The 13,861-nt window shown below is 52.7% G+C and carries 12 protein-coding genes; 10 read left to right on the top strand and 2 right to left on the bottom strand.

Annotation, left to right across the window (positions count from 1 at the left end; translation table 11 throughout):
• Nucleotides 1-129: 129 nt before the first annotated feature.
• The 6 genes from asnS (at nt 130) to PXG97_RS19685 (ending at nt 6,328) form a co-directional block, all read left to right on the top strand.
• Nucleotides 130-1,569: an asparagine--tRNA ligase gene (gene asnS, locus PXG97_RS19710; protein WP_276499556.1), complete on the top strand. Its 1,440-nt coding sequence runs from the start codon at nt 130-132 to the stop codon at nt 1,567-1,569.
• Between the two features lie 109 nt (nt 1,570-1,678).
• Entirely contained in the window at nt 1,679-2,260 is a 582-nt protein-coding gene (locus PXG97_RS19705) for an outer membrane beta-barrel protein (RefSeq protein WP_276499555.1), read from the top strand.
• 111 nt (nt 2,261-2,371) lie between these two features.
• Entirely contained in the window at nt 2,372-3,646 is a 1,275-nt protein-coding gene (gene kynU, locus PXG97_RS19700) for a kynureninase (protein WP_276499554.1), read from the top strand.
• A 196-nt stretch (nt 3,647-3,842) separates the two neighbouring features.
• A complete protein-coding gene (locus PXG97_RS19695) occupies nt 3,843-4,376 on the top strand; it encodes a hypothetical protein (RefSeq protein ID WP_276499553.1) in 534 nt (177 codons plus the stop codon).
• 95 nt (nt 4,377-4,471) lie between these two features.
• A complete protein-coding gene (locus PXG97_RS19690; RefSeq protein WP_276499552.1) occupies nt 4,472-5,476 on the top strand; it encodes an alpha/beta hydrolase family protein in 1,005 nt (334 codons plus the stop codon).
• Nucleotides 5,477-5,551: 75 nt separating this feature from the next.
• Entirely contained in the window at nt 5,552-6,328 is a 777-nt protein-coding gene (locus PXG97_RS19685; protein ID WP_276499551.1) for a Type 1 glutamine amidotransferase-like domain-containing protein, read from the top strand.
• Nucleotides 6,329-6,486: 158 nt separating this feature from the next.
• Here the strand turns inward: PXG97_RS19685 and PXG97_RS19680 are convergent, their stop codons facing one another.
• The gene (locus tag PXG97_RS19680) at nt 6,487-7,893 is read right to left on the bottom strand and encodes an alanine/glycine:cation symporter family protein (RefSeq protein WP_276499550.1); all 1,407 of its coding nucleotides are present in this window, start codon (nt 7,891-7,893) and stop codon (nt 6,487-6,489) included.
• A gap of 143 nt (nt 7,894-8,036) precedes the next feature.
• Here PXG97_RS19680 and PXG97_RS19675 point away from each other — a divergent pair, with 143 nt between their 5' ends.
• The 4 genes from PXG97_RS19675 (at nt 8,037) to PXG97_RS19660 (ending at nt 12,164) form a co-directional block, all read left to right on the top strand.
• Entirely contained in the window at nt 8,037-9,308 is a 1,272-nt protein-coding gene (locus tag PXG97_RS19675; protein WP_276499549.1) for a cation:proton antiporter, read from the top strand.
• Nucleotides 9,309-9,345: 37 nt separating this feature from the next.
• Nucleotides 9,346-9,930 carry an alpha-ketoglutarate-dependent dioxygenase AlkB family protein gene (locus tag PXG97_RS19670; RefSeq protein ID WP_276499548.1) on the top strand — a complete coding sequence of 195 codons (585 nt, stop codon included), beginning with the start codon at nt 9,346-9,348 and terminating at the stop codon, nt 9,928-9,930.
• Between the two features lie 67 nt (nt 9,931-9,997).
• On the top strand, nt 9,998-11,389 hold the full coding sequence (locus tag PXG97_RS19665; RefSeq protein ID WP_276499547.1) for an FAD-dependent oxidoreductase: 1,392 nt from the start codon (nt 9,998-10,000) through the stop codon (nt 11,387-11,389).
• A gap of 274 nt (nt 11,390-11,663) precedes the next feature.
• Nucleotides 11,664-12,164 carry a DUF4168 domain-containing protein gene (locus PXG97_RS19660; RefSeq protein ID WP_276499546.1) on the top strand — a complete coding sequence of 167 codons (501 nt, stop codon included), beginning with the start codon at nt 11,664-11,666 and terminating at the stop codon, nt 12,162-12,164.
• A 76-nt stretch (nt 12,165-12,240) separates the two neighbouring features.
• Here PXG97_RS19660 and PXG97_RS19655 read toward each other — a convergent pair whose 3' ends face one another.
• Entirely contained in the window at nt 12,241-13,803 is a 1,563-nt protein-coding gene (locus tag PXG97_RS19655) for a hypothetical protein (RefSeq protein WP_276499545.1), read from the bottom strand.
• Nucleotides 13,804-13,861: the final 58 nt, after the last annotated feature.

The raw sequence follows: 13,861 nt of genomic DNA, 5'->3' as shown, positions 1-13,861 counted from the left end.
CCGGTGCCCAGCGTAAAAGTATAGGCGCTCCTCCGGAGGCGGTAGAATCCGAAAAGGCGGAAGCCGTATCATTTTAAGTTTACATTGTAAAGCATTAACTGTACCTTCAGGGTATTAACAACCATACACATGCAACGCACAAAAGTTAAAGATCTGCTAAAGGGTGCCGAGGTAGGCAAAGAGGTATTGCTGAAAGGCTGGGTGCGCACGAAGCGCGGAAACAAGTATGTGAGCTTTATCGCCGTGAACGACGGCTCCACGATAAATAATTTACAGGTAGTAGCCGATGCTGAGAAATTTAGCGAAGAAGCGCTGAAGGACGTGACCACAGGCGCTGCTATTTCTGTGGTGGGCGAACTGGTGGCCTCACAAGGCAAAGGCCAGGCCTTTGAGGTACAGGCTACCAACATAGAGGTGCTGGGCAAAGCTGACCCGGAAACTTACCCGCTGCAGAAGAAGGCGCACTCGCTGGAGTTTTTGCGGGAGATCGCCCACCTACGCTTCCGCACCAACACGTTCGGCGCTGTGTTCCGCGTGCGCAACTCCCTGGCTTTTGCCGTGCACAGGTTCTTTAACGAGAAGGGCTTCGTGTACATGCACACGCCGATCATCACAGCATCAGACGCAGAGGGCGCCGGCGAGATGTTCCGCGTGACCACGCTGGACCCGACCAACCCGCCGCTTACCGAAAACGGACAGGTAAACTACGAGGAAGATTTCTTCGGAAAGGCTACGAACCTGACAGTATCCGGGCAGCTGGAAGGCGAGCTGGCGGCCATGGCTTTCAGCGATATTTATACCTTCGGGCCAACTTTCCGTGCCGAGAACTCCAACACCACGCGCCACCTGGCCGAGTTCTGGATGATTGAGCCGGAAATGGCTTTCTACGACCTGAAAATGAACGCCGACCTGGCTGAGGAGTTTATCAAGTACATCATCCGCTACGCGCTGGAAAACAACCGCGAGGACATCGAGTTCCTGGGCCAGCGCCTGGCAGAGGAAGACAAGGCCAAGCCGCAGAACGAGCGCCAGGAAATGAGCCTGCTCGAGAAACTGGAGTTTGTGGTGAACAACGACTTTGAGCGCGTAACCTATACCGAGGCCATCGACATCCTGGTGAACTCGAACCACTATAAGAAGAAAAAATTCCAGTACGACGTGGCTTGGGGCGTGGACCTGCAGAGCGAGCACGAGCGCTACCTGGTGGAGAAACACTTCAAAAAGCCGGTGATCGTGACGGATTACCCGAAAGATATCAAGGCCTTCTACATGCGCCTCAACGACGACGGCAAGACCGTGGCGGCCATGGACATTTTGGCTCCGGGTATTGGCGAGATCGTGGGTGGTTCGCAGCGTGAGGAGCGCATCGACATCCTGGTGGAGCGCATGAAAGGCGTGGGCATACACGAAGAAGACCTGTGGTGGTACCTGGATACCCGCCGCTTCGGGGGCTGTCCGCACGCCGGCTTTGGTCTGGGCTTTGAGCGCATGGTACAGTTCGTCACCGGCATGGGCAACATCCGCGATGTGATCCCCTTCCCGCGCACGCCGCAGAACGCAGAGTTTTAAGCGAATTTATACTTTACAAAAAAGCCCGGCCATTCGTTGGCCGGGCTTTTTTGTAAAGTATAAATTCGTTGCGGTTACGTACCTACCCTTTTCAGCTAAAACAAAGTCTATGAACAAATTCTACACGTTTCTTCTCTCCTTTCTGCTCCTGGCAGGCAGTGGCTTTGCTCAAAGTGCAGGCGGCGAAGCACCAAAAAATAAATACTACGGCGTGAAAGCAGGCGCCAACTTTAGCAACTTCACAGGCGACACAGAGGGCCTTTCTATGCAAACGGGTTTCCATGCCGGGCTTTATGCCTTGTACATGGAATCGCAGCATGTTGGCATTCAGCCGGAGATACAGTACTCAGCTCAAGGCGCAGCTTTCAGGAATGGGCACCTGCGCATGCACTATGCCGTCGTAACGGTCATGCTGAAAGTCTTTCCTGTACCAACGTTCAGCCTTCACGTAGGCCCTTATGCGGCTTTTCTCCTTTCGGACAAAGTGGAAACAGACAGCTACCCGGCCCAGTACAAAGGCAACGGACAGGATTTCGGGTTTGCCTATGGCCTGTCCTTCGGTAAAGAAGGCAAACTCACTGTCAGTGCACGTCACCAGGTGGGGCTATTTAACCTCAGTGAGGAAGGAGGAAAAATTAAGAACCAGGTGTTCCAGGTTTCGCTGGGCATTTGCATGAGTAAAAGGAATTAATACCCGTATCATTCCACTCCCCCGAGCCGCAAATTATTCTCCCAAATGCGTAACTTACGCTGAAAACAAAGTATAAATCAGGCCGCTTAGCCTTAAGTATAAACGCACACCATGACCTATCAAAACACGCTTGCCTTTGCGCAGGAACAAGACCGCCAAGACCCACTATACCACTTCCGGGACCGCTTTTATTTCCCGCAGGTAAACAAGCAGGACGCCATCTACTTTTGTGGCAACTCGCTGGGGCTGCAACCAAAATCGGCGCAGATGTATATCGACAATGAGATGTATAAATGGGCCAATCTGGCCGTGGAAGGGCATTTTAAAGGCGAAGAACCCTGGTTTAACTACCACGAGCTCCTGGCGCCAGGAACAGCCCGTGTGGTGGGGGCCAAAGAAAGCGAGGTGGTGGTGATGAACCAACTCACCGTGAACCTGCACCTGATGCTGGTGTCTTTTTACCGCCCGGAAGGCAAGCGCTTTAAAATTATCACCGAGGCAGGCGCTTTCCCCTCAGACCAGTATGCGCTGGAGACACAGGTGAAATTTCATGGCTATAACCCGGATGAGGCTATTGTGGAGCTTTCGCCAAGAGAAGGCGAGCACACGCTGCGCACCGAAGACATCCTGGCAAGTATAAAACAGCACGGCGAGGAACTGGCCCTGGTGATGATGGGCGGCATTAACTACTACACCGGGCAGGTGTTCGACATGGCGGCCATTACCCAGGCCGGCCATGAGGCGGGCGCCTTGGTAGGCTTCGACCTGGCGCATGCTGCCGGCAACGTGCCGCTGCACCTGCACGACTGGAACGTGGACTTCGCTGTATGGTGTACTTACAAGTACCTGAATTCGGGCCCGGGCGGCACTTCGGGTGTGTTTGTGCACGAGCGCCATGCCCACGACCCAAGTATACCGCGCTTTGCCGGCTGGTGGGGACATGACGCCGATGTTCGTTTCCAGATGAAGAAAGGCTTTATACCGATGCAAGGTGCCGCGGGCTGGCAACTGAGCAACGCCCAGATACTGCCGATGGCGGTGCACCGGGCCGCACTGGCGCTCGTTGACGAGGCAGGGGGCATGGAAGCCCTCCGCGCCAAGAGTGAAAAGCTGACCGGCTACCTGGAGTACCTCATCAACGATGTGCACGTGGGTAAGGACGTGCTGGAGATGATCACCCCGGCAGATCCGCAAGCCCGTGGCTGCCAGATTTCGCTCCTGGTAAAGAAAGACTCACGCCTGCTGTTTAACAAACTGATGGAAGCCGGCATCATAGTGGATTACCGCGAGCCGAACGTCATCCGCGTGGCCCCTACCCCGCTCTACAACAGCTTTGAGGAAGTATACCGCTTCTCCGAGATCCTGCACGAGTGCCTGGAGCGGTAGAGGAGTTGGAGAGTTAGAGAGTTGTAAAGTATAAGCGGATGGTATTGAAAGAAATACCAGCCGCTTTTCTTTGCCTCAATTTATTTATACTTTGCTATATAGTTTATTTGCTAATCCAGTTTCATATAGCCGCCGGGTTTGAGTGTCTACAAGGAGTAGCATTGTGTTTATACTCAAGTTAGCAGTAGGTGTAATTATGAATTTGGAAGATTTATCAAATACAGAATTTGCTCTTCTTGAACAGGTACGTCAAGTGCACGCCTTAATGGGAGACAAACCAAAAATGGTTGACGCTATTGGTGTGTTTGATAAGTATATAAACATCCATAAAAGGTATGCAGAATTAGCTAATGATGATAATGAAGCACTAAAAAGGGCATTGTTTCTACAATGGTACGCAGTATCAGAACCTTCTGGACTTACAGGTATACCTGGCGGACAAGGACCATTTGACGGGGAGAAAGAACTTGATAAAGAAGCTGAAGAAAGAGTCCTTCAACTTATAAACCAGAAAATAGAAGAGCATCAATTGGACGAAGAGCTGAAATGGATGTTGAGTTACTATGGTTACTGGGACTATTACTTTGAGCAATTCAATAATATCGACTACATAATCAAATACATAAAAACACAGGAATATCATGCTCCTGAAAATGTTGACCTAAAGAAGTTTGAGAATCGGGGGCAGTTGGGAGTGTATTGGAAAAGTATACTTGATAACAAGTTGTAAAAAACACCAGCTGCTAGCCCTGCACTGGCTCCATACTCGGCTACGCCTCGTTCACAGCCTTTCCTAACCCGTTGGGCAAAAGATCAACAAGATCAATGAAACAAACATTACTGTTCTTTTTCCTTCCATTACTGATTTGCTTTCATGTCGCAGCCCAAGCTAAGAAACCGGAAGACTTCGGCTTCAGACACCTGCAAACTCTTTACAAGCAGGATACGGTGGAAATTCTGGTGCTGTCGAAAAAGGGTGAAGAAGCGATGGAGAAGCCGCTGTTCCTCTTCATCCAAGGGTCGCTCCCAAAGCCGCTCATCAAGCTTCAGGAGAATGGAAAACCATACATGGTGTTCCCTTTTGAAGCGGGAATTCTACTAAATGATTACCACCTTGCCATCATCAGCAAACCATACGTGCCGCTTATCCGTGAGGCGAGCGGGTTGCGGAGAGACATGGCTTACGTGGACCCTAAAACTAACAGCTTCCCTGAGAAATACATCAAGCGGGATAATTTGGACTACTACGCCAATAGAAATAAGGAAGTGATAAAGTTCTTACAGAAGCAAAGGTGGATTAGCGAAGAGGGAGTAGTTGTTGCGGGTCACTCAGAGGGTGCTGCCGTAGCGGCTAGGCTAGCGGAGCTGTCAAAGGACGTTACCCGCCTCATTTTCGCAAGCACCAACCCTTTCGGGAGAATGATGACCATCATTTCGCAGGTGAGGCAACAGGATGACTCATTAGGAACGGCAACAGAGAAGCAGTTTGAATTGTGGCAAGAACTGATCAACGACCCAGAGAATAATCAGGTTCAGGGAGAGACTACCTTCAAATCCATTTACAGCTTTTCCAAGCCACCTATTCATTCATTGCGCAAGCTGAAAATTCCTGTACTGATAGCTTATGGCACAGAAGACATCGCTGCGCCTTTTTTTGATTACATGCGCCTAGAGGCTATTCGTAATAAAAAGAAGAACTTTACTTTTATGTCTTATATAGGCAGGGAGCATAACTTCTTTGGCTCTGATGAAAGTGGAAAGGTAAACTATGACGACTTCGGTTGGGATGAGGTGGCACAGGACTGGAAGGAATGGCTTGAAAAGAAATAATCCATTGCCCTACAAGATGTAGCAGTAAGCCTGGCTGACGCTACACGAACACGTTTCCCTAAAGTTAAACTATTTATGAGAAGAAGGGTCTTTATAAAAAATACAGCTATTGCTACCGTTGGTGTTTCCCTCGCCGGAAATGTAGCGTCATTTGCAAATAACCAGATAACAAGAAAGATATTTTTGACTGGAGGGGGATATGACCTGAAAACCATCAGCTATCTCATTTCACTTACAGGAAAAGAAAACCCTAAAATATGTTTCCTGCCTACCCCTGTGGGAGACAGTGAAGCTTACATCGAGAAATGGTTTGCGATAGCAAAAGAACTGCCGATACAACCCTTTGTGCAAAAGGTGTTTATTTCCAGTTACGAACAGAAACGGCCGTTTGAAGAAACATTATTGCAAATGGATGCCATTCTGGTTACAGGCGGCAATACACTGAACGCGATAAGTTTATGGAAGTCGCACGGCATTGACACCATACTTAGGAAAGCCTGGGAGAAAGGAATCGTTTTATCAGGCCCAAGCGCAGGAGCGATTTGCTGGTTTGAGGAAGGACTCTCTGACTCCCGGCCGGAGCAACTTACTGTCGTGAAAGGGTTAGGATTCCTAAAAGGAAGCAACTGCCCTCATTACCATACGGAAGCAGAAAGGCGCCCTCTCTACTTAAAAATGATTGAAGAAGGGAAGCTGCTCCCCGGCTATGCCTGTGATGAGACAGCCGGTCTTTACTTCGAAGGCACCCAATTAAGAAAAGCGATCACGCAAGATAAAGCAGACAAAGCCTATAAGGTATCTGTTAAAAAAGGGAAAGCAGTGGAGACTGCCTTAGAATGTGAACTCATTTAGGCATTAACTGCCGCCTAACAGCTGCTAATTGCAATGGCTTCAACTTATAATTTCCTATTGATCGGGACCTCTCGCCCATCAACAGGAAACCAGTCATTGCAATTAGCCAACATGTATATTCATTCCTCTTTTTCATTAACCAGGCATAAGGCAACTCTCTACCGCTCCACCTCTTTTACTTCGCGCAGGCGCATCTCCTCCTTAAATTCCTTCATCCTCCTGAAATAGTCCCGGGCAGCGGACATCACCTTAGGCGAAAGTATAAGCGCCGAGACCATCGTTGGAATTGCCATCATGGCATACATGCCGTCTATCAGCGCGATAACGGCCGTAATAGTGGCCGTAGCCCCGAAGATGATGGTGGCCACATAGAAGTAATTATACAGGTGCTTATACTTGGCCCCAAACAGGAAACTGAAGCACTTGGTGCCGTAGTAGGAGTAGGAGAACAATGACGTAAAAGCAAAGATCAACACACACATGACCAGCACATAGCTGCCAAAACCAGGCATGGCATTGTTAAAGGCGGTGGCCGTCATGGTTACGCCGTTGGCATCGGAGGTATGCCAGGTTCCGGTGACAATGATGGCCAGACCAGTAAGCGTGCAGACCACGATGGTATCGATGAAGGGACCCAACATGGCTACCAGGCCCTCGCGAACAGGCTCGTCGGTTTTGGCGGCACCATGCATCATAGAGGCTGTGCCGATGCCCGCTTCGTTGGAGAAGGCGGCCCTACGCGCACCTGCGATAATAATCGCCCCAACAGCTCCCCCCATTACCGATTCTGCCGTAAAGGCATCGGTAAAGATAAGCGCGAAGGCATCAGGTATGGCGGTATAGTTAACGATCATGATGTAGAACACGGCCAGCATGTAAAGCACCACCATGCCCGGCACCATTTTGCCTGCCACATGGCCGATGCGTTTGATACCACCGAATATCACCATGGAGGTGATTAGCACCAACGTCAGGCCTATAATCAGGTTGGTGTAGAACAGGTCTTCTGTCGTGAAGCCGCTTGGCTCCAGCACCACCTCCCGTACCACCTGCGTCAGCTGGTTGGCCTGGAAGATCGGCAGCGTGCCGAACAAGCCCGCTATGGCAAAGAAGGCAGCCAGGGGCTTCCATTTCTTCCCGAGGCCTTCCGTGATCACGTACATGGGCCCGCCCTCCAGATGGCCTTTGCTGTCGTAGCCGCGGTACATCACAGACAGGGTACAGGTAAAGAACTTCGTGGCCATCCCCACAAAGGCACTCACCCACATCCAGAACAGCACCCCAGGCCCGCCAATGGCGATGGCCACGGCCACGCCGCTGATGTTACCCATGCCTACCGTGGCCGCCAGGGCCGCGGAGAGGGCCTCAAAGTGGTTTATGTCGCCTGGGTCATCCGGGTCGTCGTACCTGCCGCGCAACACGTTAATGGCATGGCGCAGGAAGCGGAACGGCAGAAAGCCGGAGTAAAACATAAAATAAAAACCGCCCCCCATCAGCAGTATCAGCAGGGGCATGCCCCAGGCTGCATCGCTAAATGCAACCAGAAATTCCTCTAGTGCTTCCAAATTCTACAAATTATGTCTTAAGAACTATAAATATAGGCACAAATGCCGAAATACCGTATGTATGCTACAAGCTTATGGCTGCAGCAAGTACAACCTGTGTTGTATACAGCATTCGCACCTACCGCTCTCTAAACACAAAATACATGTCTAATTATATACTTGCCATTACCATTGTGGGCCTGGCGGCTCTCTCTATGGCTTGGGTACCATCGCTGCTCAAGCAAACCACCTTTTCTTACCCTATCCTGTTCCTGCTGCTGGGCGTCCTTATTTACCTGCTGCCAGCAGAGCTTCCCATACCCGACCCGCTGTGGAAGGAGGACTACGTGGTGCACCTGACGGAGCTAAGCGTGATCATCTCGCTGATGAGCACCGGGCTAAAGCTCCGGCGCAAGGTCAGCTGGCGCAATTGGCAGGTGCCCCTTCGGTTAATAAGCATAACCATGTTGCTGTGCATTGGCAGCCTGGCCGTGCTGGGCGCTACGGTGCTGGGCATGTCGGTGGCAGCGGCCATACTGCTTGGGGCCGTACTGGCTCCTACAGATCCTGTGTTGGCCGAGCAGGTGCAGGTGGGCCCTCCCAACGACAAGGAGGAGGATGACGTGCGTTTCTCCCTTACCGCAGAGGCTGGACTGAATGATGGCATGGCCTTCCCTTTTACCTGGCTGGCGGTGGTGATCGCCATTGCCGCCCAGGCAACCGACGGCGAGTGGCTAACAACCTGGCTGCTGCGCGACCTGCTGTACCGCATAGTGGCCGGTGTAGCGATCGGCTACCTGATAGGCCGCGGCCTGGCCTTCCTGATCTTTAGACTGCCACAGATCAGTAAATTCCCCAGGGCTCAGGAGGGTTTCCTGGCCCTGTCAGCCACCTTGGTTATTTACGGCGTCACTGAGATGGCGCATGGCTATGGTTTCATTGCGGTGTTTGTAGGCGCGATAACCATGAGCAGCTGCGAGCCCGAGCACGACTACCATACCGAAATGCACGACTTCGTGAACCAGGTGGAGCACATCCTGATGGTTATCCTGCTGCTGCTGTTCGGCGGCAGCCTGGTGTTTGGCCTGCTCGATAACCTTACCTGGCAGGGGGCAGCGGTGGGGCTGGTGTTCTTATTCGTCATCCGCCCGCTGTCGGGGTTGCTGGGCATGTGGGGCGTAGAGATGCCGCTGCGCGAGAAACTGGCTATCAGCTTCTTCGGCATCCGGGGCATCGGCTCTTTTTTTTACCTGTCGTTCGCCCTGGATAAGGTAGCCTTTGTGAATGCGGAGCAACTATGGAGCGTGGTGGGTTTTATCGTGCTGGTGTCTATCGTGCTGCACGGCATCACCGCCACTAAATCCATGAGCTACCTGGACTACCTGCGTGCCCGCAGCGGCAAGAGGCGGATGCCGGGCGTTACAAAGAAAGCATAGGCAGAATTTACACGTTACAGTTCATATCCGAGATCATATGCCATTACAGCCCCTCCCCCTCCCCGATGCCGAAGTATACTTTGCCCCGGCTTTTATCCCTGCCCCGCAAAGCGAGCTATACTTTGAGCAGCTGCTGGAGGAGGTAAGCTGGCAGCAGGAAAGCATCAGGATGTTCGGGCGCCAGCTGCCCATGCCCCGCCTTACGGCCTGGTGTGGCGACAAAGGCTATACTTACTCGGGCCTGCACAACAAGCCGCAGCCGTGGCTGCCCGTACTCCTGGAGCTAAAGCACAAAGTGGAGCAGGCCAGCGGCCGGCAGTATAACAGTGTGCTCTTAAACCTCTACCGCAGCGGCCAGGACAGCATGGGCTGGCATGCGGACAACGAGCCGGAGCTGGGGCAGCAGCCAAGCATTGCCAGCCTGAGCTTCGGGGGTGAACGCCGTTTTGCTTTCAAGCACCGCACCCGCCAGGACCTGAAGCCCGTGCCGCTTGTACTTACCGCTGGCAGCCTGCTGCTCATGCAGGGGCCTACGCAGCACCACTGGCTCCACCATGTGCCTAAAACCACCAAAGCCGTGCAGCCGCGTATTAACCTTACGTTCCGGTGTGTAGTTGCCTGATCAACTTGCGCAAGCGGACCAGAAATCTTTACTTTACACCATACTTGAGGCTCTGCCCGGATAAACTATGACCGAGAGAAAGAACATCGCCATTATGGGAGCAGGTTTGGTCGGCTCGCTGCTGTCGTTATACCTGGCTAAGCGCGGCCATAAAGTAGATCTGTACGAGCGCCGGCCCGACCTGCGCAAGAGCACCCTGGATGGCGGCCGTTCGATAAACCTGGCCCTGAGCGACCGCGGCTGGCGAGCACTGCGTGGCATTGGCATAGAGGAGGCGGTGCGCAAAGTGGCGATACCGATGCATGGCCGCATGATGCATGACGAACAAGGCAGCCTTACTTTCCAGCCCTATGGCAAGGAGGGGCAGTCTATTTACTCGGTATCCCGGAGCGGGCTGAACGTGGCCCTGATGGACGTTTCGGAACCCAACCCTGACATCACTTATCACTTTAGCCGCCAGGCCACCGAGGTAGACCTGCGCACTAACCAGGTGCAACTGCGCAACCTGGAGACAGCTCAGGCAGAAATTATACAGCCCGACCTGCTTTTCGGGGCAGATGGCGCGTTCTCGGTGGTGCGGGGGGCCATGCAGAAAACCGAGCGCTTTAACTACGAGCAGAGCTACCTGGAGTATGGCTACAAAGAACTCACCATACCTGCCACTGCCGATGGGGGCTGGGCTATTGAGAAGAACGCCCTGCACATCTGGCCGCGCGGCAACTACATGATGATCGCCCTGCCCAACATAGACGGCAGCTTTACCTGCACCTTGTTCTTCCCCTATGAAGGGGAGCGCTCTTTTGCCGCTATCAGCAACGAGGATGACCTGACCGCTTTCTTCAGGGAGGTATTCCCGGATGCGGTGCCGCTGATGCCAACCTTAGCGCAGGATTACTTTTCCAACCCGGTTGGCTCACTGGTGACGGTTAAGTGCTTTCCGTGGAGTTACGAAGGCAAATCGCTGCTGATCGGGGATGCCTGCCATGCGGTGGTGCCGTTCTACGGGCAAGGCATGAACGCTGGCTTTGAAGACATTACCGTGCTGGACCAGATGCTGGATAGCTTTGAGGGCGATGACTGGGAGGCGCTGTTCAAGGCCTTCGAGCGCCGCCGCAAGCCCAACGCCGATGCCATTGCCGACCTGGCCGTGCTGAACTTTATTGAGATGCGCGATAAAGTTGCGGACCCACGCTTTTTGCTGCGCAAGAAGATCGAGGGCAAGATATCACAGCAGTACCCGGACAAGTGGATTCCGCTTTACTCCATGGTTACCTTCACCGACCTCCCCTACTCCTACGCCCTTGAAACCGGGCAGCAGCAGGACAAGATCATGAAAAAGGTAATGAAGCACATCCGATCAGCAGAGGATTACGACAAGCCCGAGGTGCAGAAGCTGCTGGAGAAGCAACTCATCCACAAAGAGAAGCTGAAGAAGTATAGAGCCGAGGAGGAAGTGTAGCCAGAGCCCTTGTTTATAGAATACCTTGCAGAAGAGACGCAACACCTGCGTCTCTTTTGCATGAATGCAGAAGCGGGCTTCGCACATAGGGCTGCAGCCCTACACCTTCCAAAGTGCCTCACTAGCTCAGAAAGATGCTTCGTAGGCCCTACCAAGACACAGTCAGGGCTACGGCCGTAAAACAAAATCTGCTTTCTGCTGGTATAAAACAGAAAACTAACCTTGGGTTGGTGCAAAATCATTTATCTACACCTAAAAACAAATCCCTGACTTTATGAATTTTATCCAAACCTTGAAAGGCGCAGCCCTGGCTGCGCTTATACTTAGTGCTACCCTGGCAGCCCCTGCCGCCATGGCACAGCAACCAACCCCTCCAACACAGCAGGCTAAGCCACAGAACTTCTCTGATGCGGACCTGCAGCAGTTTGCCGACGCCAGCACCCGCTTGATGGTGGTGCAGCAGGAGGGCGAAAAAGCCATGATGGGCATTTTAGAAGAGGAGAAGCTGAGCGTAGAGAAGTTTAACCAAATGGCGCAGGCGCACCAGCAGCAGAAACTAGCGGAGGTAGAGGCTACCCCAGAGGAGATGGCCGCTTTTAACAAGGCAGCGCAACGCATGATGGAGATGCAGCCTACTCTGCAGAAGGACCTGGAGGACGCCATACAGAAGGATGGCATGACGCTGGAGAAGTTCGAGCAGATTATGATGGCTTACCGCCAGGACCAGGCGGTGCAACAGCGCATAGACCAACTGATGCAGGAAAAGCAGAATTAGAGTTACTCCTCACACACATAAAAATGGCCGCCAGCAAACACTGGCGGCCATTTCTGTATACAAAACTATGGATTGATTATTCCTGCTCCGGCTCTGCGGGCTGCTGGCCGTGCGCAAACTCCACAATGCGGAACGTGCGCGCCTTGCGGTCGTAGTAGCCGTAGTGTAGCTTGTTGCCGTAGCGGTATACGGTTTGGAACTCCGGTTCCGGCTTCAGGCTGCGCTCATACTCCTCCACGCGCTCCTGTAATACCTCTACCTCGCCCTCCTGCTCTACTTTAGCCAGGCTGTTGGCATCAAGCACCGTGTGGAAATAGGTGCTGATACCAGGGCCTGTTGGCATGCTGCCTCCCTGCCCGAACGGATCGTAGAAGTAGCGGCTATAGTATGGCGAGTTCAAGTAATAGCTCGGGATGTTGTAGGCTGGCGTCCAGCGGCCCGGTATCAGCATGAGCCCGCGCGACGTGCGCACATAACGGTCTGGCGTGCGCACCATGCGGCTGCGGTCGTTACGATTGTCACGCTCTGTTGGGGCCTTGTAAGAGCCAATGGTCAGCTGCAGCGTGCTATCGCTGTATGTATCCACCGTAACGGCAGGTATACCGCTCGCCAGGTTCTTCATGGCCTTATCCTCTTTCTCAATCACCTCATACCCAGACGAGAACAGGCCGCTTGCCCCACGCTGGTAAACAGGCGTGGAAGCCAGCGCCAGTTTCTCTTTGTCGGTAAAGGCATATTCTTTGATTGGCTGCAACGTGTTAAAATCGTAGGCCGTCAGCTTCAGCTTGTCCTTCTCCAGGTTCAGCCGGAAAAGCTTGTCCTGGTGCAGGAAAGAGTTGAAGCTCGGGGTGTTGCGCTGCTCGACAACAGGCAGGGTGCGGTATTCCGCCTTTCCGGTGTTCCAATCTAAGGTCAGGATTTCGGTGGTGGCTTCCTTAGCAGACTTCCCGCGCAGCTGGTAACCGTCAAAGATCATGTGCAGCTTATCGCCGCGTGAGTATATCTTACTGCGGTGATGGCCCGTGAACACATTACGCTCCAGGTCCGGGTGCACATAAATCATCCCCGACTCACGGGCATAGCGGTCGCGGGTACGGGGCATCTGTTCTGTTGAGAAAAACTTGTAATCCATGGTAGCCACGCTATACTCAGAGTCGCGGTACAGGTGCAGGTTGCTGTCTTTGTCAGTGTAAAGCATATAGAAATGCTCCTCGTCGCCAAAGCCACCTACAAAGGTCACGTTGCGGGGTAGCTTCAGCTGCACATCCTGCAGGCTACGGAAGGCGCCGGTGTGGCGGTTAATGGCAAAGGGGCGCACATACTCACGGCGGCCATTGGTATAGCGGCTGTAGAAGATAAACTCGTCGTCGGTTACCCGGGTACCCATGATCTGGGGGTCTTTGGAGCTCCGGTACGGGATCTCGTGCTGCGCCAGCTTCTCTCCTGATGGGGAGATCATGGCGAAGTTCAGATTTCCGCTTTGGTAGAAATATACTACCACGTTGCCCTCATCGTCTGCCACAGACACAAGGTCTTCCGCACGGTTCATGGGTAGTTCTATATGGGCAAACTCTTTCTGGGCATGTGCCGCCGTGGCAAAGGCTCCCATCAAGAGCAGGCTGAAAAGTAATTTACGCATAGTAAAAGGTTGAATAAGATACAATTATAACGAGCAAATATTTGGCCAAAGTATAAAA

Source organism: Pontibacter litorisediminis, from assembly GCF_029360645.1.
Taxonomy (GTDB): Bacteria; Bacteroidota; Bacteroidia; order Cytophagales; family Hymenobacteraceae; genus Pontibacter; species Pontibacter litorisediminis.
Note: the sequence above shows the minus strand (reverse complement) of the source record. Positions and strands in the feature narration are given on the sequence as shown.

What these genes read in the sequence shown, in the direction of transcription:
- asnS (WP_276499556.1), top strand. Translation starts at nt 130, where the DNA reads ATGCAACGCACAAAAGTTAAAGATCTGCTAAAGGGTGCCGAGGTAGGC.
- PXG97_RS19670 (WP_276499548.1), top strand. Translation starts at nt 9,346, where the DNA reads ATGCCATTACAGCCCCTCCCCCTCCCCGATGCCGAAGTATACTTTGCC.
- PXG97_RS19655 (WP_276499545.1), bottom strand. Translation starts at nt 13,803, where the DNA reads ATGCGTAAATTACTTTTCAGCCTGCTCTTGATGGGAGCCTTTGCCACG.
- PXG97_RS19685 (WP_276499551.1), top strand. Translation starts at nt 5,552, where the DNA reads ATGAGAAGAAGGGTCTTTATAAAAAATACAGCTATTGCTACCGTTGGT.
- PXG97_RS19695 (WP_276499553.1), top strand. Translation starts at nt 3,843, where the DNA reads ATGAATTTGGAAGATTTATCAAATACAGAATTTGCTCTTCTTGAACAG.
- kynU (WP_276499554.1), top strand. Translation starts at nt 2,372, where the DNA reads ATGACCTATCAAAACACGCTTGCCTTTGCGCAGGAACAAGACCGCCAA.
- PXG97_RS19690 (WP_276499552.1), top strand. Translation starts at nt 4,472, where the DNA reads ATGAAACAAACATTACTGTTCTTTTTCCTTCCATTACTGATTTGCTTT.
- PXG97_RS19665 (WP_276499547.1), top strand. Translation starts at nt 9,998, where the DNA reads ATGACCGAGAGAAAGAACATCGCCATTATGGGAGCAGGTTTGGTCGGC.
- PXG97_RS19705 (WP_276499555.1), top strand. Translation starts at nt 1,679, where the DNA reads ATGAACAAATTCTACACGTTTCTTCTCTCCTTTCTGCTCCTGGCAGGC.
- PXG97_RS19660 (WP_276499546.1), top strand. Translation starts at nt 11,664, where the DNA reads ATGAATTTTATCCAAACCTTGAAAGGCGCAGCCCTGGCTGCGCTTATA.
- PXG97_RS19675 (WP_276499549.1), top strand. Translation starts at nt 8,037, where the DNA reads ATGTCTAATTATATACTTGCCATTACCATTGTGGGCCTGGCGGCTCTC.